Source organism: Microcoleus sp. A2-C3 (genome assembly GCF_036706065.1).
Classification (GTDB): Bacteria; Cyanobacteriota; Cyanobacteriia; order Cyanobacteriales; family Microcoleaceae; genus Microcoleus.
Window position 1 is genome coordinate 61,543 of record NZ_JAUBVX010000005.1, and the last position, 24,185, is coordinate 85,727.

Annotated in this window: 24 protein-coding genes; 11 read left to right on the top strand and 13 right to left on the bottom strand. The window is 46.1% G+C overall.

Going from position 1 to position 24,185, the window contains the following annotated elements; genetic code table 11:
- Positions 1–168 precede the first annotated feature (168 nt).
- On the bottom strand, positions 169–1,233 hold the full coding sequence (hemE, locus tag QUB66_RS04825; protein ID WP_332966668.1) for a uroporphyrinogen decarboxylase: 1,065 nt from the start codon (positions 1,231–1,233) through the stop codon (positions 169–171).
- Between the two features lie 324 nt (positions 1,234–1,557).
- Between hemE and QUB66_RS04830 the strand changes: the two genes are divergently transcribed.
- Together QUB66_RS04830 and QUB66_RS04835 are read left to right on the top strand one after the other, a co-directional pair.
- Complete coding sequence (locus QUB66_RS04830) at positions 1,558–2,169, top strand: DUF421 domain-containing protein (RefSeq protein WP_332971208.1); 612 nt, start codon at positions 1,558–1,560, stop codon at positions 2,167–2,169.
- A gap of 282 nt (positions 2,170–2,451) precedes the next feature.
- A complete protein-coding gene (locus tag QUB66_RS04835) occupies positions 2,452–2,724 on the top strand; it encodes a hypothetical protein (protein WP_332966705.1) in 273 nt (90 codons plus the stop codon).
- 99 nt (positions 2,725–2,823) lie between these two features.
- On the opposite strand, the gene QUB66_RS04840 is transcribed toward QUB66_RS04835, so the two are convergent.
- The 6 genes from QUB66_RS04840 to QUB66_RS04865 all read right to left on the bottom strand — a co-directional run bounded on the left by QUB66_RS04840 (position 2,824) and on the right by QUB66_RS04865 (position 8,455).
- Entirely contained in the window at positions 2,824–3,093 is a 270-nt protein-coding gene (locus QUB66_RS04840; protein ID WP_332966666.1) for a hypothetical protein, read from the bottom strand.
- A 39-nt stretch (positions 3,094–3,132) separates the two neighbouring features.
- Positions 3,133–3,933 carry a hypothetical protein gene (locus QUB66_RS04845; RefSeq protein WP_265238816.1) on the bottom strand — a complete coding sequence of 267 codons (801 nt, stop codon included), beginning with the start codon at positions 3,931–3,933 and terminating at the stop codon, positions 3,133–3,135.
- Positions 3,934–4,144: 211 nt separating this feature from the next.
- A complete protein-coding gene (locus QUB66_RS04850; protein WP_332966704.1) occupies positions 4,145–5,074 on the bottom strand; it encodes a S66 peptidase family protein in 930 nt (309 codons plus the stop codon).
- A gap of 397 nt (positions 5,075–5,471) precedes the next feature.
- Complete coding sequence (map, locus tag QUB66_RS04855; RefSeq protein WP_265238817.1) at positions 5,472–6,233, bottom strand: type I methionyl aminopeptidase; 762 nt, start codon at positions 6,231–6,233, stop codon at positions 5,472–5,474.
- A gap of 43 nt (positions 6,234–6,276) precedes the next feature.
- Positions 6,277–7,356: a glycosyltransferase family 4 protein gene (locus tag QUB66_RS04860; RefSeq protein ID WP_332966665.1), complete on the bottom strand. Its 1,080-nt coding sequence runs from the start codon at positions 7,354–7,356 to the stop codon at positions 6,277–6,279.
- A 241-nt stretch (positions 7,357–7,597) separates the two neighbouring features.
- A complete protein-coding gene (locus tag QUB66_RS04865) occupies positions 7,598–8,455 on the bottom strand; it encodes a HEAT repeat domain-containing protein (protein WP_265238819.1) in 858 nt (285 codons plus the stop codon).
- Here QUB66_RS04865 and QUB66_RS04870 point away from each other — a divergent pair.
- Both QUB66_RS04870 and QUB66_RS04875 read left to right on the top strand, forming a co-directional pair.
- Positions 8,454–8,645, top strand: a complete 192-nt coding sequence (locus tag QUB66_RS04870; RefSeq protein WP_265238820.1) for a hypothetical protein — start codon at positions 8,454–8,456, stop codon at positions 8,643–8,645. The two genes, QUB66_RS04865 and QUB66_RS04870, sit on opposite strands and share 2 nt — an antisense overlap.
- 708 nt (positions 8,646–9,353) lie before the next feature.
- Positions 9,354–11,201 (top strand): CapA family protein, encoded by a 1,848-nt coding sequence (locus tag QUB66_RS04875; RefSeq protein ID WP_332966664.1) that lies wholly within the window; start codon positions 9,354–9,356, stop codon positions 11,199–11,201.
- 138 nt (positions 11,202–11,339) lie between these two features.
- Here QUB66_RS04875 and QUB66_RS04880 read toward each other — a convergent pair whose 3' ends face one another.
- Positions 11,340–12,431, bottom strand: a complete 1,092-nt coding sequence (locus QUB66_RS04880; RefSeq protein ID WP_265238822.1) for a bifunctional heptose 7-phosphate kinase/heptose 1-phosphate adenyltransferase — start codon at positions 12,429–12,431, stop codon at positions 11,340–11,342.
- Between the two features lie 451 nt (positions 12,432–12,882).
- Positions 12,883–13,434, bottom strand: coding sequence for a response regulator (locus tag QUB66_RS04885; protein WP_265238823.1), 552 nt, complete (start codon positions 13,432–13,434; stop codon positions 12,883–12,885).
- A gap of 585 nt (positions 13,435–14,019) precedes the next feature.
- On the opposite strand from QUB66_RS04885, the gene lipA reads away from it, so the two are divergent.
- Positions 14,020–14,976: a lipoyl synthase gene (lipA, locus tag QUB66_RS04890; protein WP_265238827.1), complete on the top strand. Its 957-nt coding sequence runs from the start codon at positions 14,020–14,022 to the stop codon at positions 14,974–14,976.
- Positions 14,977–15,142: 166 nt separating this feature from the next.
- Positions 15,143–15,247, top strand: a complete 105-nt coding sequence (gene psaX, locus QUB66_RS04895; RefSeq protein ID WP_321161646.1) for a photosystem I protein PsaX — start codon at positions 15,143–15,145, stop codon at positions 15,245–15,247.
- 316 nt (positions 15,248–15,563) lie between these two features.
- On the opposite strand, the gene QUB66_RS04900 is transcribed toward psaX, so the two are convergent.
- The gene (locus tag QUB66_RS04900; RefSeq protein WP_332966663.1) at positions 15,564–15,929 is read right to left on the bottom strand and encodes a hypothetical protein; all 366 of its coding nucleotides are present in this window, start codon (positions 15,927–15,929) and stop codon (positions 15,564–15,566) included.
- Positions 15,930–16,268: 339 nt separating this feature from the next.
- Entirely contained in the window at positions 16,269–17,159 is an 891-nt protein-coding gene (locus tag QUB66_RS04905; protein WP_332966662.1) for a carbohydrate ABC transporter permease, read from the bottom strand.
- Positions 17,160–17,218: 59 nt separating this feature from the next.
- Between QUB66_RS04905 and QUB66_RS04910 the strand changes: the two genes are divergently transcribed.
- From QUB66_RS04910 to QUB66_RS04920, 3 genes are all read left to right on the top strand, one after another.
- Positions 17,219–17,803: a GNAT family N-acetyltransferase gene (locus QUB66_RS04910; protein WP_265233287.1), complete on the top strand. Its 585-nt coding sequence runs from the start codon at positions 17,219–17,221 to the stop codon at positions 17,801–17,803.
- Positions 17,804–17,952: 149 nt separating this feature from the next.
- Positions 17,953–18,624, top strand: coding sequence for a phosphoribosylglycinamide formyltransferase (gene purN, locus QUB66_RS04915; RefSeq protein ID WP_332966661.1), 672 nt, complete (start codon positions 17,953–17,955; stop codon positions 18,622–18,624).
- A complete protein-coding gene (locus QUB66_RS04920) occupies positions 18,617–19,726 on the top strand; it encodes a class I SAM-dependent methyltransferase (protein ID WP_332966660.1) in 1,110 nt (369 codons plus the stop codon). The genes purN and QUB66_RS04920 overlap by 8 nt, the downstream gene beginning before the upstream one ends.
- Before the next feature lie 193 nt (positions 19,727–19,919).
- On the opposite strand, the gene QUB66_RS04925 is transcribed toward QUB66_RS04920, so the two are convergent.
- Positions 19,920–20,624, bottom strand: coding sequence for an HAD family hydrolase (locus QUB66_RS04925; protein WP_332966659.1), 705 nt, complete (start codon positions 20,622–20,624; stop codon positions 19,920–19,922).
- 165 nt (positions 20,625–20,789) lie between these two features.
- A complete protein-coding gene (gene rlmN / locus QUB66_RS04930; protein WP_332966658.1) occupies positions 20,790–21,905 on the bottom strand; it encodes a 23S rRNA (adenine(2503)-C(2))-methyltransferase RlmN in 1,116 nt (371 codons plus the stop codon).
- Positions 21,906–22,312: 407 nt separating this feature from the next.
- Here rlmN and lgt point away from each other — a divergent pair, with 407 nt between their 5' ends.
- Both lgt and cobM read left to right on the top strand, forming a co-directional pair.
- The gene (lgt, locus tag QUB66_RS04935; protein WP_332966657.1) at positions 22,313–23,206 is read left to right on the top strand and encodes a prolipoprotein diacylglyceryl transferase; all 894 of its coding nucleotides are present in this window, start codon (positions 22,313–22,315) and stop codon (positions 23,204–23,206) included.
- A 120-nt stretch (positions 23,207–23,326) separates the two neighbouring features.
- Positions 23,327–24,157, top strand: a complete 831-nt coding sequence (gene cobM, locus QUB66_RS04940; RefSeq protein WP_332966656.1) for a precorrin-4 C(11)-methyltransferase — start codon at positions 23,327–23,329, stop codon at positions 24,155–24,157.
- Positions 24,158–24,185 lie beyond the last annotated feature (28 nt).

A 24,185-nucleotide genomic window follows, 5' to 3' on the forward strand; every position in this document is an offset into this window, starting at 1 on the left:
CGGCAATGCCGTGTCCCTACAAATATTGTGTGTTTTGTCCACAAATATTATGTGTTGTTGGCACGGAAGGAGACGGCAATGCCGTGTCCCTACAAATATTGTGTGTTGTTTCGACGGTAGGGAGACGGCAATGCCGTGTCCCTACAAATATCGCAATCAAATCGCAATTTAAGCAGTAACTGCGAGCAATTTGTCGGCTTGTTTGGCGGTTTCAAAGAAGAAACGCACGTTGTCTTCGGGGGTTCCCGGTAATACGCCGTGTCCTAAATTGAGGATGTGTCCGCGCGGGCCCGCTTTGCGAATTGTATCAAGAATTCGATCGCGAATAAACGCTTGAGAACCAAACAACACGCCGGGATCGAGATTTCCCTGAACGTTCATGTTGGGGCCCAAACGTCGGCGGGCGTCGGCCATATCAACCGTCCAATCGACGCTGATGATATCCGCGCCGGATTTTGTCATGCGTTCGAGGAGGCCGCCACTACCGCTGACTAAGAGAATTAGCGGGGTGTCGGGATGGGTTTTTTTGACTTGCTCAAATACCTGTTTTTGGTATGGTAAAGCGAATGTTTCGTAGTCCTGCGGGGACATTTGGCCGGCCCAGGAGTCGAACATTTGGACTACTTGCGCGCCGCAGTCGATTTGATAGCGCATATAAACTGCGATCGCATCGGCGAATTTTGACAGCAACTGATGCAGTAAAGTTGGATCGGAAAATGCCATGTTTTTGATGATGGCATAATACTTAGAACCTTTACCCTCAACGGCATAGGCCGCCAGCGTCCAGGGCGCGCCGACAAAACCGAGCACCGTGGATTTGTTGCCTACTTCCGCGCGCAGGGATTGGAGAATTGTTTTGATAAACGGCAAGCTTTCTTCCGGGTTCAGCGGTTGCAGGTTGTCGATTTGCTCTTGAGTGCGGATGGGTTCGTGGATAATCGGGCCTTTGCCTTCGGCGATGTCCATGTCGATGCCCAAACCGGGCATTGGGGTGACGATATCGGAAAACAGAATTACGCCGTCGGGTTGAAACGCGCGCCACGGCTGAAGGGAAACTTCGATCGCAACTTCGGGTATTTCGGAACGTTCGCGAAAGGAGGGATACTTTTCTCGCAAATCTCGATAGGCCTTCATGTAGCGACCGGCTTGGCGCATCATCCACACGGGCGGGCGGTCTAGGGTTTCGCCGCGGGCTGCCCGCAACAGTAAGGGAACTTCGTTTAATACCGACATTTTAACTTTTCTCTGACTTAGATATTTCAATGCCTTTGGTAGCTTACCATTGTGCGATCGTCCTTTTTGACAAAAAATTCATCTGTCGGCGGGGAGGGAGATGAGGCAATCGCCTGAGTTCGATAGCAACCTTCTGGCACGTTAACAGTTGACAGTTGACAGTTGACAGTTGACAGTGAAGTTTTTAGGCTGGGCTTAAATCCCCTGTCTAAAAACAATCCACCTAAAGGTGGGGGCTTAAATCCCCTGTGCTTTGGTCAAGGCATCCTTAATAGCTGAAACTATTGCTAAGGAATGAATTTTCACCTCGACCCTTCTGTTACAATGACAATCGAAACTAACAGAATGCGCGACGCCGACATCAAGCAGACAAAGCATCTAGCACTCTTTGCAGCAGCAAAGCGCCCAAAATCAGGACGGCAAAATAAAAATATGTTTTTTGACAATTGGTTTGAATTGATTCGGATTTTGACGATCGGCGTTTCCGCTTACGTCGTGCTGATTTTTTTGCTGCGAGTCTCCGGCAAGCGAACTCTGTCGAAGTGGAATGCCTTCGATTTCATCGTTACCATCGCGCTCGGTTCGACGCTGGCGACTATCGTCATGTCAAAAGACGTTTCGCTCGTCGAGGGCGTTGTCGCCCTCGGCTTACTCATCGGGCTGCAATTCATCGTCACGTGGCTTGCCGTGCGGGTAAAGTGGGTAAAAAATCTGATCAAAGCCGAACCTACTATGCTGCTCAACCAAGGCCAATTTCTGCCTGTGGCGATGCGGCAGCAGCGCGTGAGTGAATCGGAAATTCGGGCGGCGATTCGGGGGACGGGCTGCGCGTCGATCGAAGAAATCGAAGCAGTCGTGCTGGAAACCGACGGCAGCATGAGCGTTGTCAAAAAATCTCCGAACAATTCGCGATCGGCTCTCCAAGATGTAGCTTAGTCGATCGGCACCAGCTATTGTCTGTCATTGCGAGGCCCGTTAGCGTAGCGATCCGAAGGAAAGCAATTGCGGGATCTGTTTTGTATGGAAACTAATTGAATGGAAACTAATATTTTGCAGCGCTTGTGGTATCCCAGAGGTTAACTCCCCACTGGCTGGGTAAACTAATTGAATAGAAACAACAAAAAAGGTGGCTGTCAGCCGCCTTTTTCTTTTATCTACCCATCCTTAAGATATAATGAAGAAAGTTCTAGAAGGCAAAGTAGTGCTAGGAAGTTATTTATGCAAACAATCCTATTAAGTCACGAAGAAGTCGGAAAGCTTGCGAAGCAACTTTATGAAAGCACCATCCGTGAAAAAGTAGAGTCAGAAAACAATATTGGTAAAATGGTGATTATCGACATTGAGACAGGTGAGTATGAAGTTGACAAAAATGGCTTGCAAGCAGCGCGGAACCTCAGCAAAAAGCATCCAAACCCTAGGCTTTTTGGTATCCGAATCGGATACAATGTTGCGGCTTCCCTAGGCGGTGTTATGGAGCGTGTTAGCAAGTGATTTATGGTATTGTAAATGACGGACACCCCACTGTTGCTGTGCAATTTCGTTTCCCAAATCGTCCAGACTTATCTATCGAGTTTGTAGTAGACACAGGATTTACAGATCAACATCGTCTTCAATTTGCCGATCCCAGACTTGTTGGTGATACTCTATCAGCCAAGCCGTTAGTTCGGATAGTTCCTTAACTGACAAGTTCATAATTGCTGTTTCAAGTTCTTTAACACTCATAGATTTTGCCACATCATTAATATTATTAATATACCAATAATCCTGAACGTATGAGTAGTCAGAAACCGGGTTTTTGTGAAAATACTTCCATAGTCGCGGTGTTTGGGGCGGGTTTTTGAGATGGTTGGTTTGACTCATTGATGGTTTGTAAAACCCGCCCCAACGAAACAAACGAAATTACCTAGTCACACACACTCCGCCTACAGATACGCGACATTGATCTCGACTTGGATCGAACCTGCTATCATCATTAGAGCGATCGAATCTACCATCATCATTCCTCGCCGAATCTAAATTCCTAGTCCGCGAATTGTAATAATAGTCTCCCTGCGGATACTGGCGAGTCGGTACAGCACAATACGTCCCGTCCCTGTCGGCATCATCAAATTTTACTCTTACCATAGTACGTCTGAGGCGACAGTCGATCGGGTTCAAGCCAAAATCATCCCGCAAAATCCGTTCTCCATCATAGCCACGGCTGTCTCGGCCCCTGTCGTTTCTGTCATCGCGCCTATTGCTAGTCCGTCTGTCGCCACCATCAATTCCCGCAACTTCCACCGTGTAGTTACCGCCCCTCGCAGCATCTTTCGCCAACACCAAAAGCTTGTAATCACCGCTGCGGGGAATTTGATAGTTAAAAGAACGGTCTTGCGTAAAAGCGACTTGTTTGTTGTTTCCGTAAAATAGTACCATCACGGGAGTAAAACCGCGACTTCTATCTGTATCTAAAAAAACTTCAATGTTGTCGCCTTCCCGCGCGCTGAAAGTATATTCTTGACCCCGCAATTCTTCCGTCGGATTTCCCGGTGTCCACATATTTCTGAAACGGTAAATCGGGGAAGTGCGGCGGATTACTCCATTTATGCGATCGTTATTTTGTATCTGTTCAGCAACTGCATTTGATGGAATCGCCGTAAGTGCCAATCCTGTAACTAGCACAGCGGCAGCAATACTGTTTAACAAGTTGTGTTTTTTCATGTCAACCTCTGGAAAGTTATAAAATTTTTTTGCATTCTTGTCGCGGACATTTGCATACACAATCCATTTTAAATGTAATTTCTGCCCACCGTCTCAACCATTAGTCTCAACTTTCGTTATTTTGGGGTGCGTCAGGGCTGATTTTTTTAACCGCAGACTAATAATTTTTCCCATGACGCACCCTACAAACTTATAGACGTTGATGCAGCTTTTAAAGTTGCGATGTATCCCCACAAATCAGCAATCCCGATTCACCGTCGATACTCGCCTCAATTCCCATCGGTAAAGCAGCGTTAACCCCTTCGTGGCCAAATGGCAAATCCGAGACAATCGGAATATTTAGGTTTAAAAGCCGATCGCGCAAAACTTCTTCTATGCTAAAAGTAGGAATCTTCGGGTCAATCTCGCAGCGACTGAAGCGCCCCAAAGCAATCCCCCGCACCCCCGCAAAAGCCCCGGCCATCCGCCACTGAGTCAGCATCCGATCGACCCTGTAAGGAGCCTCGGAAACATCCTCAAATGCGAGAATAACACCCGTCAAATCCGGTTGATACGGGGTTCCGAGCAAATGAGTAGCCACCGTCAGATTCGCCGGAAACAGCCGCCCCGCAGCCTTGCAACCAGCCCATCCCTTACCTTGCAAAGATTGTAAGGGACGGCCTTCGATATAGTCAAAAAGTCGATCGACAGACCAATCCGGTTCCGCGCCCAAAGTTGTCAGCATCGGCCCATGAACGCCCCAAATGCCTAATTTATCGTCATTCCACAGCAAAGCAGTAATGTCAGAAAAGCCGATTAACCATTTCGGCGCATGGGAATCGGGAGTAGGAAACCCGGAATTTGCCCAATCTCCCACTTTGCCTTTTTCCAAAAGTCTAGTGCTACCGAAACCGCCTCTAGCACACAGAATACCGCGACAATCCGGGTCACTGAGGGCATCTGCAAGCTGTAGGACTCTGTTTTCGTCGGAGCCGGCCAAGTAGCCAGTGCGATCGGCAAAACCCGGTGTTAATTCAATGCGATAGCCGCGGGATTTCCAAATTTCCAAACCGCGTTCAAAATTAGTCAATTCTCGAAGCGCGCCACTAGGTGCAATCACGCGCAGCAAATCTCCCGGTTGCAGCCATTTCATGTTAGTTATTATCGAAGGAAGTTCGGCAACAGATTTTGTAGCGGATGTAACGGATGTAGGGTGCGTGGCTTGATAAAAATCCCTAGCTAAATACAGACAATCTCACAGCGACGCACCTGACAAACAGGGCTAATGTAAAAAAATCCCACACTTCTCTTTAGCCAAAATTAGTAAAAATGGTGTCCTATCAATTCTGATTAATTTGAACCAATTCTGTAGGGGCGAGTTCACCAACAATCTGTAATTCACATCCAGAGTATTTATAAACTCGCCCCCACCCAACCAACCAACTCCGATTACCTGGCAATTTTTGGGAATTCTGCGATGGGGAGGGCGGGTTTTTGGACTCTGGGGTTTCATTTGAAATTCGGGTGAACCCGCCCCTACAAATTGCTACCTTTCACACCTATGGCAAAGTCAAAATTTCCACCCCAGAATCAGTCACAGCCAGAGTGTGTTCAAATTGAGCCGAAAGCTTTTTATCCTTAGTGATAGCAGTCCAACCATCGGCCAAAATTTCTACATCCCAAGTACCCTCATTAATCATCGGCTCGATCGTAAAAACCATGCCTTGTCTGAGCTTCTTTCCCGTCCCCCGCTTGCCGTAGTGCAAAATTTCTGGTTCAGTGTGAAAAACGCGATGCACGCCGTGTCCCGCAAAATTTCGCACTACAGAAAAACCCTGGGCTTCCGCATATTCTTGAATCGCTGCACCGATGTCTCCAGTACGAGCACCAGGCTTAACTTCTGCAATTCCTCTTCTCAGACATTCTTCAGTTACTTCAACTAACCTTTTAGCTATAGGTGAAGGTTCTCCAACAAAGAAAGTCTTAGAAGTATCGCCATGATAGCCATCAACTAAAGGCGTTACATCAATGTTAATAATGTCACCTTTTCTGAGAATTTGTTTCGCATTCGGGATGCCGTGACAGACAACTTCATTGACACTAGCGCACAGAGATTTCGGAAATCCTTTATAACCTAGCGGAGCACTTGTTGCGCCGTGCGCTAAAGTCCAACGTTCGGCTTCGTCGTTAATTGCCAGAGTGCTGACACCTGGTTTGATCATTGGTTCGAGATGCAGCAGAAGCTGAGCTGCTAAGCGGCCAGCTTGACGCATTTTTTCCACTTCTCTGCTCGATAAAAGCACTAAACGTTCAGTTGCCATAGTTTTTTTTCTGGTCTTTTGTTGTGGTTGATTAAGAGTTTATTTAACTCAATTTTAGAATAGATTTGAACCAGCTTTCAAAAAGATCGCCGGCAGCTTCTAAGTTGTATTCTACCTCTGCTTGTCGCCGGCAAGCGCTGCGGTCAATTTTGTCTAAACGGTCGATCGCACTTACCAACCCATTTACACTGTCAGGCTCCACTAAAAAGCCCGTCAGCCCGTCTCGAACAATTTCCGCCGGGCCCCCGCGCTCATAGGAAATCACGGGCACACCGCACGCTAAAGCCTCGATCGCGACATTTCCAAAAGCTTCCACCCAGCGCGGCGTCATCAACAATGCTCGGCACTGACGGACTTGCTCTTGCATTTTGGTTGTTGTCAGAAAGCCTAAATATTCTACCGGAGCATCCGGGTAATCTGCACAAATTCTTTGCCAATAATCCTCATCCTGCATTTTGCCCATAATTTTCAGGGGAATGCCTGTAATTTTCGCGGCCGCCACTGCATCTTCTAAGCCTTTTTCCGGGGCGATGCGGCCTAGCCAAGCTAATTTTGGTTCCGGTTGGCTGCAAAATTCGTACAGCGATAAATCGATGCCACCGCTTCCCACTAACTGACACTCGCTACCAAAGGCAAAGGTTTGGGCTTGGGTAAGGGTGCAAACTCCCAGCGTACCCGGAAATTTGGTGGCGATTTGTCCGGCGATGCGATCGAGCGATCGCGAAAGTGAGCCCATACTGATAAAATGTGCGATCGGAGTATTAAAAAATGGTGTTAAATAAAATGGCAGCCAATCGTAGGCAAAGTTAACAATCAGATCCCATTCATCCTGAACATGGCGAGCATATTCCCACATATTCGCCAGCACAGAATCGGCCGGCATCACAATCGGATCGTGGTAATCTTGTGTTTGGGCCGTTACTTGCAAATCGCCCGTGATTCCGACGACTGGAATTGATTCTAAAACTGAACCTGTCGGTGCTACCACTGTGATTTTATGGCCTCGACGCTGCAATTCTTTAGCAGTGTTGAGCACTGTAAGTTCAACTCCGCCACCCAACCCAGAACCGAGTTGACCGACAGAAGTTGATAGGAACAATAATTTTAAAGAGTTATTAGTCATTCGTTATTAGTCATTAGTCATTAGTCACTTATTTTAGCATATTATCAATAATCATAAAGTTTTCGTCGATCGATATAATAATTTTCCGATTGCAGTGCAAGCGTCCACACTCGTAATTAGTAATCACAATAAAACGTTATCATAATTTTCCGATGACCAATGACCAATGACCAATGCCCAATGCCCAATTCCCAATTCCCAATGCCCAATTCCCAATGCCCAATTACCCAATTCCCAATAACTAATCATCCCTCCCAGAGCGCGGATGAATGCGATTCAACTGATTAATAGCCCAGCGAGCAGTCTCCTGAACTTCTGCATCTGGATCATCCGTCGCACGGTGCAACAAGTAACTGATTTGATTCACCAATTCGTAAATCCGTGTCAAATCGCGAATCGCATTTTTCCGCACTTCCGGGTTTTCATTTTGCAAGGAAATTGACCAGGCATTATTCATGGGTTTGAGCGTGCGAATGCCAATTTCCGAAAGACTTGCCAGAATTAAACTGTACTGCTTAGAGTCAGAATTTCCTAGTAAATCCAGCAACGGCTCAACTGCTCTGGAATCTCCCTGCTGGCCGAGTTCCCAAATTGCTTTGCGCCTTTTTGCCGGATTTAAGTGCTGCAAATCTTCAATCAGTGCTTCAATAATATCAACTTTAGGTCTGCCATCTGTTTCTGGATGGGAAATATCTTTCTTCCGACTCGCTAGCGAATCGGCTCGATTAGCTGTTTCGGGAATATTGAAACCTGTGTCGCTGTAGCCGTTATTCTGAGTTTCCAAGGGCCAAGTGTCGGAATTAATTCGATCGCCCTCTACCCCCGCATCCTCCGATTCTAGTTCCCCAGATTCTAGGATAAACGGTAAAGGCAGATCAGTGTTTTCGACATTGTAGCCCTTGGGGAAATTCACAGGGTAGGGCAATGCTGGTAGCGGTTTTAGTCCCCCAGAAGAAACCTGTTGCTCTCGTGTTTCCCGCAAGTTTGTCTGCTGAGCATCGGGATTGGTGAATCGAGGGTTTCTTTGGTTTTGGCGATCGCCTCGAACCCGTCTTCGATTAGAATTATTTGACTCGCCACTGCTAACCAATTTCAGCATGATAAATACTGCCGCTGCCGTGACGACAACTGCGGCCAAACCCAACACTAACAATCCCCGCTGGTGCGACAAAATGACAATTATCTTGGAAATTGGTTTTGGGATTTTGGAATTGGATTTTGGCGGTTGGGACGGCTTAGATTTGTTTTTATTGGGCGCTGGAGAGGGTTTTTGGGGATTGGAGTCCTGACTAGAGTCCGGGGGAGAGTCCGCCTGAGCAATTTCTTGAGAAACAACCTGGTAGGAAGCATTGACAATCTGTTGCCTTCCGTCCGCACTTGGACTGAAGGCAGCGCCCAGACAGGCAATGCAGGTGAACAAACATACAGTGGAGCGGTAGTGCGCCATAAGACTCAATCGGGGTTTTGAGAGGCAACGCCGCATGACGAGCTTTAGTGTAACCTTGAGTTAGCTCGATCCTAGCTGCTATGCGCCCAACTAACTCACAAATACCACGCTTTCTCGCAAAAAATTCTGGTTTGAGGTGGCAGCGAGCCGGATCTCATTAACACAATTGCGTCAATAACGGCGGCTGCGCATAAAGCAGGGGCATCTTTGAAAGTTGATTGCCAGCGAATCCTCCCCTACCTGCTATGCAGACGCTGCGAGGCTGGCGATTGTTGCTCGCTGCTCACTGCGTGCCATCACCTGTGAGTTTAACTGTTTAGTCGCTGCTGCGCCGCTTTTGTCTTAATTTTAACGGGTACTCGGACAAGGGGGATTGGCAGTGGCAACGAGAAATCTGGTTTTTGAGTGTATTTTGACCTGCTAAACTGAATATTTTCACTATGTTTATTTGTATTTACATACTTAAGTTAAATCGATCGCCATTTAATCATGTTTCGCCAAATCTGATATAAGATCGAGCTAAATTTATCGTGTGAGAGTAGAGGCATTTGTGAGCCAACAAGATATCTTAAATTTAGCAAAAGAAGGCGACCCAAGGGCGATCGCATTTCTGATCGGCCAAGCACTCGAAACCTTCGGCGTCACAGCTAAAGGCAGCTTGGAAAATGAAACCCTGCACCTGCTGCTGGAAGCAGAACAATTGCCCGCAGAAGAAGCCTGTCTCCGAGTCGCAGTCAAGGGGTTGCAGCGGTTGCAACCAAAAAACATTTACGGAGTAACCGTTTACGGGCGGAAAGAAGGCCAACAATTGCCCGCTTGGACTCAGACAGTAGAATTAAAAAAACGCTTGGCTAGTGCACGCCTAACCGTAGCCGCACCAGTGAGTGTAGCAGCACCCGCAACTGTAGCCCCTGTCAAAATTGCTGTAGGTGTCGCCAGTGTAGCCACTGCCCCAATTCCTGTAGCCTTACCAAAGCTAGAAACACCTCAAAAGATCACAACCCCACCCATTCAAATACCAGAAAAATCCCCCCGCACATCCTATAGAATCCCAACTCCCCAACCCAAAAAACAACGCCAACAAAAGGTATCACAGCCTCCAGATAGAATCCCAACTCCCCAACCCAAAAAACAACGCCAACAAAAGGTATCACGGCGGCCAGATTTAGCCAGTCCTAAAAATAAAAAATCTTGGCTGTCAGTCGGTACTCTCAGCCTGATTTTCATACCGATAGCAGGCTTTGTACTCGGTTCTCAATTCAATAAATCCTCAACCACCGCTACGATTAACCCTGTTACCTCAAAGCCTGCGGTACAAAAAGTAAGCGCGGCCAAGCCATCCCGCAAGGAATCAATCCCAGCGTCAGCATCAGCCAAACCCGCTCCCAAATCGCCATCCCAGGCAGCAAAAATACCTGCCAATCTGCCCGCAACTGTCAGCATCAAAGCAGTTGGCGACATGATCCCCGGCACCAATTTTCCTTACAACAAACTGCCACAAAATAAGGAGCGTCTATTTGAATCGGTAAAACCGTACCTTCAAGGAGCCGACATTTTGTTTGGCAATTTTGAAAGCACGATGACCGATTACCCTTACAGTTCCAAAGGAGTCAGCGGACGAATGCTGTTTGCCTTTCGGACTCCTCCGAGTTATGCCAAAATCTTCAAAGATGTTGGTTTTGATATTTTGAATATTGCCAACAATCACTCTTACGATTTTAACGAGCAGGGATTTAAGGACACGATTAAAAACATCGACAGCAACGGCATGAAAGCAGTTGGTAAAAGGAACCAAATTGTTTATCAAAATGTCAAAGGCGTAAATGTTGCTTTTATCGGTTTCAGCAACTACGGCGAAGTTCACAATTCCTTGCTGGAACTGCAAGCGGGGGCAGAACTTGTCAAAAAAGCGAAGCAAAACGCCGATATTGTAGTGATATCCGTTCATGCGGGAGCTGAAGGAACTGGAGCTCTGAATGTCAAAAATAAAAACGAGTTTTTTTACGGAGAAAACCGGGGAAATATGGTTTTGTTTTCGCGAACGATGATTGATGCGGGAGCAGATTTAATTTTAGGACATGGCCCGCACGTTACCAGAGCTATGGAACTTTACAAAGGCAAATTGATTGCTTATTCCCTGGGCAATTTTATGGGTTATCGCACTTTGTCCACAGCGGCCGAACTCGGTCAATCTCTGATTTTGGATGTGAAAATGACTCCGCAAGGGGATTTTGTTTCTGGTAAGATTATCCCCGTGGAACTTGACAAGCAAGGTATTCCGTCTGTGGATCAAGATTTTAGGAGTGTGGGGTTGATTCGCCGTTTGACAAAGAGCGATTTTCCAAATACTGGTTTGACGATTGATGACAAAGGACAAATTTTGAAGAAGAGTAAGTAGTCAGTAGTCAGTAGTCAGTAGTCATTGGGCATTGGGCATTGGGCATTGGGCATTGGGCATTGGTGATTGGTAACAACAGTCAACAGTCAACAATAACCAATAACCAATGACCAATTACCAATTACCAATAACAACTGACTACTCGTCAACCATCGTTTTCAAAGCTTCTTTCATTTCCTCCGCAGTCGTCGTCGCCGTACCGAATTGACGCACGACAATACTAGCAGCTAAATTGCCCAAAACTGCCGCTTCCCAACCGGATGCACCGACGCACAAAGCTAAAGTCATTGCCGCTACGACTGTATCTCCAGCACCGGTTACGTCGAATACATCAGTCTTGTTAAAAGGGGGAATATCCCAGCTTTGAATGGCAAATTCCCCGTTTTCACAAGTGGATGTTGGAGGGGGTGAATTTTTGATTGGTTCGCCGTTCACCCTTTCAAACAAACTCATCCCTTCTTCGCCGCGAGTAATCAGGATTTTTTGAGCTTGAGTTAAGTTCAATAAATCGCGTCCTGCTTGCATTAAAGTTTGAGGATTTTTGATCGCATATCCGACTGCTTGCTCGGCTTCTGGCAAGTTCGGAGTAAACAGCATCGCTCCAGAATATCGCTGCAAATCTGTTTGAGCGTCTACGATTGTTTTGCCGGGAACTACTGCTGATTCGATCGCCAAACGAGTCAAAACTCCGTCACCGTAGTCAGAACAAACCACCGCATCGACTGTCGGGATTTGCTGCCGGATGTAGTCTGCCAATTGCAACTGCAAATCTAAATTCGGCAACTCGTCAGATTTGCGATCGACTCGGACAATTTGCTGAGTCACTGACTGTCGCGCGTGCCCGGAAATTCGAGTTTTGGTGACAGTTGGACGCTGCGAATCGATGAAAATCCCGCCCGTATCAATTCCCGCCGCCTCAAAAATACCGCACAAAGCCTTTCCCTGGTCGTCTTTTCCTACCAAACCGGCAACTTTGACTTTGCCTCCCAGTTTGGCTAAATTGTAGACAGCATTTGCGCCACCTCCGGGTAATTGCCGAGTATTTTCGTAGCGCAAAATCAACACAGGTGCTTCGCGGGAAATTCGCTCTACTTGTCCGGTAAGAAACTCGTCCAAGGTCAAATCTCCGATCGCTAATACCTGCGCTCGATCGAAGCAGTCTAATCTTTTCAACAATTGCTCAGTTGAGGCACGCAGTTGAGGCAAAAAATCGGAATAGTCGTTAGTCATTAACCAAAAAAATGAGACTGAGGAGTTGATAGTTGAGCGTGGCACGAACGTTCATTCAGTTGACAGTTGACAGTTGACAGTTGACAGCTTGAGGGCGACCTCTACCTAAAAGGAAGAGGATTGGAGTAATGAATAGTCTTCTTCTAATTTCTCCCTACAAGGGTTCAAGCTTTAAACCAATTTTTTCTGTAATTAAAAATCTGAATTAAGATTAATAATTGATTTCCTCCCTGGTTTAATTTTCAACTTTCAATTGATTTTCTCACTAGAATTTTGAGAAACTCATTGCAAGCTGTTGGCGATCGCACACGCTCAACAAAATTGGCAAAAAAAGCGGATACAAGTACAAGCGAGCACATTGATACTTAATAAGAAGTTGCACTGTGTGGAAGTTTCCTTCTACATAAGTGCCTTCTACATAAGTGCCTTCAAGAAACAAAGGACAGCAGAATTATTTTGCTTTCATCTGCTTGATGATCGTAATCACCTGAGTCATTTGTTTTTTGAGTGTATCAATTTCCGCTTGCATTTTCGCCATTTGCTGAGTCATCGCCTGAATGTCAGCGCCACCCGCTCCAGAGCTGGGTGCAGCAGCGCCAGGGGCTTCTGGTACTGGTTTCTTTTTGGCCAGTACCATCGCCGATTTGATCGCCTCGGTTAGCTGCTTCTTCTCAAAGGGTTTAGCGATGAATGCAAAGAAATGTTTCTCGAAGGGTTTCGGAATTTTCTCCATCACCTCTTCTTCGCGGCCCGACATGATCACCAAAGGTATCTTGGAAAGCTCAGGATGGGCTTGCACTTTTTGATACACTTCCCAACCGCTGACTTTGGGCAGTAGAAAATCTAACATAATTAGATTCGGTCGGGCTTGACGGATCAGTTTGAGTCCCTCTTCGCCGTCTTTTGCTTCTAGAACTTCAAAGTTACCCTGAGGCAACATCTCTCGAACTCGAACGCGGATGACTTTACTGTCATCGATTACCAAGATTTTTTGACCAGCCACGACTGACTCCTTCAGTAATGAGTGTTGACGGTCTCAGGGCCGGGGCCACTGAGATTTTTGAATAGATCAGAAACCAATATTCAAAGGCATTGTCAAGGTGCCTCGCTTTCGCTCAAAACAACTATCTTTCGATGCTGCAATCGCGCTTACGTTATCCTTTTCAAATGCTTTCTGGGTCTATCACTTTCGCTAGTTCGGTACGCTCCCCATCCTGCTGTTACTCGCTCTTTTTGTGTAACGCATTGAGGCGCTTACTAAGTGGCCGGAATTTCTCCGTACTAGGATAGTTCGTCACGCAGACAGATTTACTTAGTCGCCTCTAGATTATAGATCGCAGACTACCGGGACTAAAGTCCCCGGAGTCGCTTTGCTAGGAAGGACTGAAGTCTCTGAGGAAAGCCGCGAACCGTGTGGTCTTGTGATTTGCAACCTTCAGTATATCTCTAAGAGAATTCTACCTAGAATTCTGCGCTAGTTGAGTTTTGCTGCCACCTCGCGCGCGATTCTGATGGCGAGGCTGCTACAAGTTCAGGGACTTTGATTTCGGATACGATCGACTATATTAACTCAATGCCACTTAATTTTATGTCGCCCCAAACTCCTCAAACTCTTACTGTCAAACCAACTGCCGCTCAAATGCGGGGGGAAATCGAGGCGATGCCGGAGTGGTTGCGCAGGCCCATTGGCAAAGCCAGCGAACTTTCCGAAGTGCAGAAAATTATTAAACAGCGGCAAATTCACACAATTTGTGAGGAGGGCAGATGTCCCAACCGGGGGGAGTGCTACGCCCAAAAAACGGCGACTTTTTTGTTAATGGGGCAGACTTGCACCCGTGCTTGTGCTTTTTGTCAAGTAGATAAGGGTCATTCTCCGATGCCCCTCGACCCGGAGGAACCGCAGAAGGTGGCCGAGGCGGTGCAATTGTTGGGTTTGCGCTATGCCGTGCTGACTTCGGTGGCGAGGGACGATTTGCCGGATGGGGGCGCGGGTTGGTTTGCGTTGACGATCGCCCAAATCCGCCACTTAAACCCCGATACTGAAGTTGAGGTACTAACGCCAGATTTCTGGGGGGGAATGGGGAGGAGTTCAGATGGGGAGAATTCCGGCCTGGATCAGTTGCAGCGAGAGCGGGTTCGGACGGTGGTGGAGGCGAAACCGGCTTGTTACAACCACAATATTGAGACGGTGCGACGGTTGCAAGGGCCGGTGCGGAGGGGGGCTAAGTACGATCGCTCGATCGACGTTTTGCGAATTGTCAAGCAATTTGACCCAACCATTCCCACCAAATCCGGTTTGATGTTGGGGCACGGGGAAACGGAGGCCGAGGTTGTCGAAGCGATGGTTGATTTGCGGGATGCCAAGTGCGATCGACTCACCCTCGGTCAATACATGAGACCATCTCTAGAACACCTCCCAGTACGCAAATACTGGACACCAGCCGAATTTGACCGTTTTGGGTCGATCGCCAGGGAGATGGGGTTTGAGCGCGTGCGATCGGGGCCTCTCGTCCGCAGTTCCTACCACGCAGGAGAGAGCCATTGAAATCAATCTTTATTTAACTCGGTATAAACTCCTAGTTACAAAAAATAACACTAAAGGATTGTGTCATGTGCGACGCTCTCTGCTATTTGTGAATACAGTGACTTATGAATTAGGAGCTTGAATCATGGCAGAGATAGCAAAGAACCAATTAAAATCCGACTCCGTGATGAAAACGGGCAAATTCCCTTACACCTTTCGCGCGGCCTGGTTTTTGGGGCTGTTAGCGATCAATTTTCTGGTTGCAGCCTATTACTTCCATATCATTGAATAGTTCTGCAAGTTGACTTTTAGCAGACCCTGCTTTTGGGTAGCTCAAAGTCGGAGACGGGGAGAGTGGGGGAGAGTGGGAGAGGGGGAGAGGGGGAGAGTGGGAGAGGGGGAGAGGGGGAGAGTGGGAGAGGGGGAGAGTGGGAGAGGGGGAGACTTTTTCCTTTTTACTTCTTCGCTTTTTCTTCTGACTATTTCCCTCGTCATTCTTCCTCATAATTCTTCCTCATAATTCTTCCTCATAATTCTTCCTCGTCCTTCTTCCTTCTTCCCTCTTCCTTCTTCCCTCTTCTTTCTTCCCTCTTCCTTCTGACTAATAACTAGCGATTTCTCGACGATTCTAACTTAGACAACCGCTCTTTAATTTTGAGCACATCCTGCTTAGTTTCAATTGCCAAAGTTGCTAAATTGTCAAACAGCGGGTCTCCCGAAAGCATTCTAGAATTTGTCCTGCCCGAACCAGGGCGGTTTGGAGACTGAGGCCGGTTCACTCCAGAACCTTGAGACTGCAAACTGTAGATTTGTCCCCGGAGTTCAGCAATTTGACCTTCTAATTGAGTAATCCGAAAGTCTAATTGACTGGTCGATTGAGCTGGCGTAAAAATTGGCGAAATAGTAATTGCTAACAAGCAAGCAAGACACAGAAGACAGATTTTTGTGGCGCGATGGCGAATAATTTTTGGCATAGCTTGAATGATTTAAATTATACCATTTGTACAATAACAAATCGCTGATATTTTTGCTCTCTATCAGAAGTATGTTTTATGCCAACTAGGAACGTATTATTTGCATTAATATCAAAAGTTACCAATATTTTGTCGCTTAACATGAGCCTCTCGATCCCCCCTAACCCCCCTTGAAAAGGGGGGGACAAGAGCTTCAAAGTCCCCCTTAACAACGGGGGGACAAGAGCTTCAAAGTCCCCCTTTTTAAGGGGGATTTAGGGGGATCTACACTCAGATCAAAGCGAGATTTGTGATGGATTTTAGTCTTAACTTGACACCAATAGCTGTGTCCCTACCTAATTAAGAATCTTCGCCCCAAACTTTTAGCTGAACATAAACTAATATCAAAGCTATAGCCATCAGAAAAGTTGCGGCTGCGGCTGCATAGCCAAAATCAAATTGCGAAAAAGCTTGCTCGTAAATATAATAAACTAGCAAATTAGTAGAGTTCAAAGGGCCGCCGCCGGTGATGACGTAAACTTGCTCGAAACTCCGCAGGGTAAAAATAGCTGTAGTCACCGTAGCGAATACTAAAGTCGGCCGCAAACCGGGTAAAGTGATGTACCAAAATTGTTGCCAAGCATTAGCTCCATCCAATTCGGCTGCTTCGTAACGATTTACCGGAATTGCTTGCAATCCTGCTAAAAATACTACCATATTAAAGCCTAATTGTTTCCAAACACTGAGCAAGATTATGACTGGCATTGCCCAAACTGTGCTACTCAGCCAAGGAATTGGATTTAAGCCGATCGCACTTAGCATACCATTCACCGGGCCATCGGTTTGAAACAACCACCGCCAACCCAAGCCAACAGCAACCAAAGAGGTAATCGAAGGGATAAAATAAGCAGTGCGGAGAGCTCCGCGCCAAGCAAACGAGCGATTTAGCAAAACTGCCAAACCCAACGGAATGACTAAACTGGGAATGACTGTGGCGGTAGTAAAATAGATCGTGTTTTGGAGGATTTGCCAAAAATCCGGGTTTGTGATGAGGCGCGAGTAGTTCTTCAAACCAATCAAACGGACTCCCGACTGGGTAAAGCTGCCGCTGGTAAAGCTGAGGTAGAATAAATAGGCGATCGGCAAAATCAAAAAAGTACCCAAAAACAGTAAAGCTGGGGCTAGAAATGTCCAAGCTGCGATCGATTCATTGTCCAACCAGTTAAAACGCCCAGATTTCATCGGAACCATTGGCTTATAAATTTTAGCTTTTAGTTTTAAATGGTATCACAATATAGGTCAATCTCACAATGAATCTTCTCGATATATTGGCGAATTTACCCACTATAGAAACTGAAAGGCTCCTGCTCCGAAAAATTACCTTAAACGATGCCAGTGATATGTTTGAGTATGCCTCAAATCCCGAAGTATCAGAATACACAATGTGGTCAACTCATGTCTCCATCGAAGACACTAAATACTTTCTCAAGTCTCTGACAAAAATGTACAAAAAACGAGAGCTTGTAGATTGGGGAATTGTCCACAAAGCTGAGAAGAAATTGATCGGTACTTGCGGATTTGTGGAATGGAGCATGACGCACAGCCGCGGGGAAATTGGCTACGCACTTTCTGGGAGATATTGGGGCGAAGGATACATGAGCGAGGCTGTCAATGCAATTATTGAATTCGGGTTTCGGGAAATGTTGTTAAATCGAATTGTGGGTAGATGTGAAGTTAACAATATTGCTTCGGCGAGGGTGATGGAAAAGGTGGGGATGCAATTGGAAGGGATTTTGCGACAGCAGCTATTTGTTAAGGGTAGATATTGGGATCTCAAAATTTATTCGATTCTCAGGGAAGAGTTTTTTAATAATGTTGTTGTAGAATCTAATTGATTATTTTTGATAGTATTTAAGTTGATCCACCTAATTCAAGGTAAAATACGGATCGCTAAAAAGCTTTCTATGTCTGTCTTCTTCCTTCTTCCTTCTTCCTTCTTCCTTCTTCCTTCTTCCTTCTTCCTTCTTCCTTCTTCCTTCTACTTATGACACTTAATCAAGCATCTGCTAATTCCTTCCCTAGCCTGATTTCTCCTGAGATTAGCTTTCCTTCTACCTCTCCGGCTCATCCGCCCTTAAAATTAGGAATTTTAGCTTCAGGTAGCGGCAGCAACTTCGAGGTAATTGCCGAAGCCATCCAAAAGGGACAACTTAATGTTGAAATCCCAGTATTAATTTACAACAATCCCGAAGCGAAAGCCGCGGCCAGAGCTAAAAAATACGGCATTCCCTCGATTATGCTCAATCACCGCGATTGCAAAAGCCGCGAAGAATTAGATACAAAAATTGTTAAAACTTTCCAATCTCATGATGTAGAATGGGTAGTGATGGCAGGTTGGATGCGTATCGTCACCAAAGTTTTGCTCGATGCTTTTCCAGACAAAGTTATTAACATTCACCCCAGTTTGCTGCCGAGTTTCCCAGGAATTCGCGCCGTCGAACAAGCACTCGCCGCCAAGGTGAAAATCACCGGATGTACGGTGCACATCGCTCATTTGGAAGTAGACAGCGGGCCGATTTTAATGCAGGCTGCTGTGCCGATATTGCCTGATGATACGGCTGAAACGCTGCACGCGAGAATTCAGGTGCAAGAGCATAAAATTATGTTAGGCGCGATCGCACTTATTGCCGAATCCCATCAAAAACATTGTGACTAAAAACCTTGCCAGTGCTGCATCTGTCCCCGAATTGCCCGTCAGCGACTCACCCGAAAGTGGCCCGCCGCTGACTGATTCTAATCGCCTGAAATTAATACTCAAAGAAAGGCTGAAAAAGAACATCGGCATCAAGGGAGAATTTTATCTGCCTTGCTTGCCATCAATGTTAGACGACTATTTTAAATTACTCTCAGACTTCCTAAATATCCTCGGACAAAACCTCGACGCTGCTCAATCCGAAAACTTGCGAACATTAATCGCCAACGCCTTAGTAGAAGGATTCAAAAATTCCCCCCACGCTAATCTCATAGTCTCATACTTTCCCGCCAATGCCCAAACTGGTTTAGCGGGCGGCATTACTCTCAATACCAAGATTGAAGTCGAATCAATGGCCCAGAAATATCATAGCTGGCCGGATATTCGTCCCGAACCTTTATTTGGCAGCCATCCTGATGCCAAAGTTATCGCCATTGCCGCCGAATTAGGTGAACCGGGTAAAGCAGCTATTTTAGATGTCGGTGCGGGCCCAGGGCGCAATAGTCTGCCTTTAGCAAGGTTAGGACATTCCGTGGATGCGATCGAGCTAACGCCCATATTTGCCGAAAAACTATCAGCAGCAGCCACCGCCGAAAATTTGCCGATAAATGTCACCCAAGGCGATGTTTTAGATCCTTTATTGAGAATGAAAACCTATCGGTACAAATTAGCGATTGCTACCGAAGTTCTCTCCCACTTCCGCTATCCCGAACAAGTCCGCTTATTCCTCGGCAAAATGTCCGATGCTGTGTTAAGTGGCGGCTTTATACTATTCAGCACTTTCTTAGCCGTCGATGGGTACGAACCCGATGAGATGGCAAAACAAATGTCTGAATTGTGTTGGTCTTATTTAATTACCAGACAAGAATTGCAAGCAGCAATCGAGGGTTTACCGTTAGAAATTATTTCTGATGAATCGGTGATTGAATACGAACAAAAACATTTGGCTGATTCTGCGTGGCCGCCGACACCTTGGTTTGTGAGTTGGGCCAGCGGGCGCGATTTATTTTCAGTGCAAGAAACGCCGCCGTTGGAGTTGCGGTGGATACTGGTTAAACGCTTGTAGAGAGTAGTGGGTGTGTCAGATTGTAGCTGTTTGATGATTGAGAAAATAACGCACTCGCTCCGCATCATCCGACAAATTTTAGCTAGTAAGGTGCGTCAGATTGTAGCTTGTCGATTTTTGATAAAATCACGCACTCTGATGCATCATACGGCAATTTTCCCTAATATAACCTGGTTTTATTTTTGGTTTTTCTTTAAACATGATTTTGACACTTAAGCATCTCTTTCAAACTTGATAAATCAAAATTTTTTGTGCCCTGATAGTCAAAATACTTGCCTTTTCTATCGACTAAAACTGTTTTAATTCCCAACTGCTCAGCTCCCTCAATATCATCTTCCATTGAGTCACCAACCATTAAAAATTGTGATGGTTCTATATTTAAATCATTCATAACAAATTCAAAAACTTTACAGCTAGGTTTGCAAAGGCCAATTTCTTCACTAATATAGATTTTCTTAATATATTGAGCTAGCTTTAATGCCTTGATTTTATCCCTTTGCCCGTCCGAAGGTCTATTTGTAAAAATAGCAGTATTAATTTCTTTTTCTTCTAAAGTTTTTAGTAAGGGAATCACATCATCAAATAATGTTATTGCGTGATTAGCCTCTTTCATGTAAATAGAATTCAGTGCTGAAGAAAACGCTAAAGGATTTTCGTGAGCGCCTTGTATAACATCAGCATAGCGACGCAACCTATACTCGTCCCTTGAAATAACTCCATTAATAAATTGTCGGAACAACCTAGGTTCTATCAAGCTATAACTATTCCAGAATTGATTAACATCTATCCCAGATAATTCAATAACTCGATTAACAAGACTTATTGCGTTTTTTTTAGCTTTCTGATAATCACAAAGTGTATCATCTAGATCAAAAATGACGTATTTTATTATAGTCAATTATTTCTTCTACCCTAATTGTTCATCCCAAATTATACAAAGTCCAACACCAACTGTTCCCGATCGATATAGCTCGTAGTAGGGTGCGTCAGATCGTAGCTTGTCGATTTTTAATAAAATCACGCACTCTGACGCACCCTACGAGAATTTTTCGAGGTGAAAAATCTAATTCTCAATCTCAGAAGCCCGCAATTGTCCGCAGGCTGCATCGGCTTCTAAGCCGCGAGAATACCGCACACTAACTGCAATTTTCTTCTCCTTCAAAACCGTAACAAAATTGTTGATTCGATTGGGAGTTGGTCGCTGATATTCAGCTTCCTGAATCGGATTGTAAGGAATTAGATTGACGTGACACTGAAAACCGCGCAACTGACTTGCTAACTCGGCTGCGTGTTCCGGTAAGTCATTTACATTAGCTAACAGCACGTATTCAAAGCTTAATCTGCGTCCAGTCGATCGCACATACTCGCGGCATTCTGCCATTAACTCACCCAAAGGATAAGGGTGGGCGCTAGGAATCAACTCTTCGCGCAATCTTTGATTGGAAGCGTGGAGGCTGACGGCGAGGGTAACTTGCAGTTGATGTTCGGCTAGTTGGGTGATGCGATTGCGGATTCCGACTGTGGAAATGGTGATGTTTCGCTGTCCAATTCCTACGTCTTGATTCAAACACTTGACAGCAGCTACCACGTTATCGAAATTCAGCAGCGGTTCGCCCATACCCATAAATACGATGTGGCTGACTCGGCGGCCGAAATCTTGCTGTACTGTCAGGACTTGATCGACAATTTCGTTTACTTCTAAATTGCGCTTGAAACCGCCTTTACCCGTAGCGCAAAAATCGCAGCCCATCGCGCAGCCAACTTGCGCCGAAACGCATACTGTCAGCCGTTTGTCGGTGGGAATGCCGACGGTTTCAATAATTTGACCGTCTGCTAATTTTAGGAGATACTTTACTGTGGCATCCGGTGCGACCGATCGCAAATGAATAGTCGATCGCCCGATCGGGATTTTAGCAACAGTCTCGCGCCACTGTTTCGAGAATACAGAAATATCGGAGAGCGATCGCGCGCCTCTCTCATAAATCCATTGGTACAACTGCTTTCCGCGATAAGCCGGTTGTCCCTGCTGCTGTACCCACTCCGTTAACTCAGCCAAACTCGCGCCCAACAAAGGCGGAATTTTACCAGACTCAACAGACAAAGCAGCAGTCTTGCGAGACTGATTCGCACCCTTAGAATTACCAGAAGAGTACACCTGAGAAACGGAAGTAGGGGACATAGGTCATCAGAAAATTTACTGTCACTCTATATACTAAAACTTCTCGACCAAAACTGCCGAGAATCCTCCTCAAGGTACTTATGCAGAAGACCGGGCGGTTGAAACCGCGTCTATACAGACAAAACCCGATCTCAGAGGGGTTGAAGACCGGGCGGTTAAAATTGCGTTACTTTCTTCAGTCCCTCTGAGCTCGGACTTCGTTCGTGTAGACGCGGTTTCAACCGTACGTCCTCATTTGTGTAGACGCGGTTTCAACCGTACGTCCGATCTGTCCGCAACCAAGTTAAATTTTGGCAAAATTCCCGAAATATTGCATCTAAATGACCGCAGCCACCTAAAATAAACTCTGTAGTTTGTTAAAGGGTGTGCAAATTTGACAGCTTTCCAACACAATTAATGCAATTTCTATGGCGCTAAATATTCTCGCCCTACCCCTAGGGTTTCAATTTACATCCCCAGGCCCGATTATCTTTCAACTCGGCCCCGTAGCTATCCGTTGGTACGGGCTGTTGATAGCTTCTGCCGTCTTGATTGGAGTCAGTCTGTCTCAATATTTGGCCGAAAAGCGCCGCGTTAACCCAGAATTGTTGGGCGATTTAGCAATTTGGTTGGTTTTGGGTGCTATTCCCTGCGCTCGAATTTACTATGTGGCTTTTGAGTGGCCACAATATGCCCAAAGACCGGAAGATATTATTGCAATTTGGAAAGGTGGAATTGCCATTCACGGGGCGATTTTGGGCGGCACGATCGCAGCTTTAATTTTTGCAAAAATCCAGCGAGTTTCTTTTTGGCAATTAGCAGATTTAGTAGCGCCTTCGGCAATTCTTGGTCAGGCGATCGGACGCTGGGGAAATTTCTTTAACTCCGAAGCTTTTGGCAGTCCTACGGATTTGCCTTGGAAACTCTATATTCCGCCAAACAGCCGCCCGATCGGCTACGCTAATTTTGAATACTTCCACCCCACATTTCTCTACGAATCTTTGTGGAATTTGACAGTATTTGGGTTGCTTCTAACTTTATTTTTCCGCGATTTGCAGGGCAAAATTCGCTTAAAAACTGGTGCTTTGTTTTTGGTTTACATCGCAGCTTACAGTTCCGGTCGAGTCTGGATTGAAGGGTTGCGAACTGATAGTTTGATGTTTGGGCCGCTGCGGACGGCGCAAATGGTAAGCTTGACTGGGATTGTTTTAGGATTGGGTGGGTTGGCTTGGCTTTATTTGCTCGATCGACCTTTGCCAGATGTGATATCAGCCACGGGCGATCGGGCAAATTCCACTCACAAATCCCCAGAGGATCAATAAAAAACCCCAGAGAGGTTAGTCTCTAGGGTTCAAACCAGGGTGCATCTACCATCCCTTACTTCCAGCCAAAATAGGTGCATCCGGAAGCGCCGGTAAATTTAGCAAACTTTTTTAGCAGCCATGAGTTTGACAGAGATTCCATCCCTAATTCCAGGGGTATACATTGTAGGTGCAGGCCCCGGAGACCCGGATTTGTTGACTGTTAAGGCTCAAAAACTACTGGCTGCGGCCGATGTCATATTATTTGCCGATTCTCTAGTCCCTGAGCAAATTTTGGAGGGAGTGCGCGCGGATGCTGAAGTGAACCAAACAGCGGATAAGACTCTCGAAGAGATTGTACCTTTGATGGTGGAGCGAGTGCGCGCCGGCAAAAGCGTCGTTCGTCTCCATTCCGGCGATCCCTGTCTCTACGGCGCAGTCGGTGAACAAATGCAGGCTTTGGCTGAAGCGGGAATTGCTTTTGAGGTAATTCCGGGAATTAGTGCTTTCCAACTTGCGGCAGCTAAACTTAAAATTGAGTTGACAGTTCCGGGAGTTGTGCAGACAATTATTTTGACCAGAATTAGCGGCCGCACTGAAGTACCAACACGCGAAGAATTAGCGAGTTTAGCGGCTCATCAAGCGAGTTTGTGTCTGTATTTGAGCGCGCGCCATGTCGATCGAGCTCAAGCTCAGTTGATGGAACATTACCCATCGGATTTACCAGTGGCGATTTGTTATCGTTTGGGCTGGCCGGATGAAAAAATTGTCCTAGTTCCTCTTGACAAAATGGCATTGGCTACCCGCGAATATAATTTGTTCAGAACGACAATGTATGTAATTAGTCCGGCGTTGGGTAAAGAGGCCCAAGGGCGATCGCGCTTGTACCATCCAGAGCACGATCGGCTTTTCCGATCGAAGGAAGAAGGAAGAAGGAAGAAGGAAGAAGGAAGAGGGAAGAAGGAAGATTAATTCCCGATTACCAATTACCAATTACCAA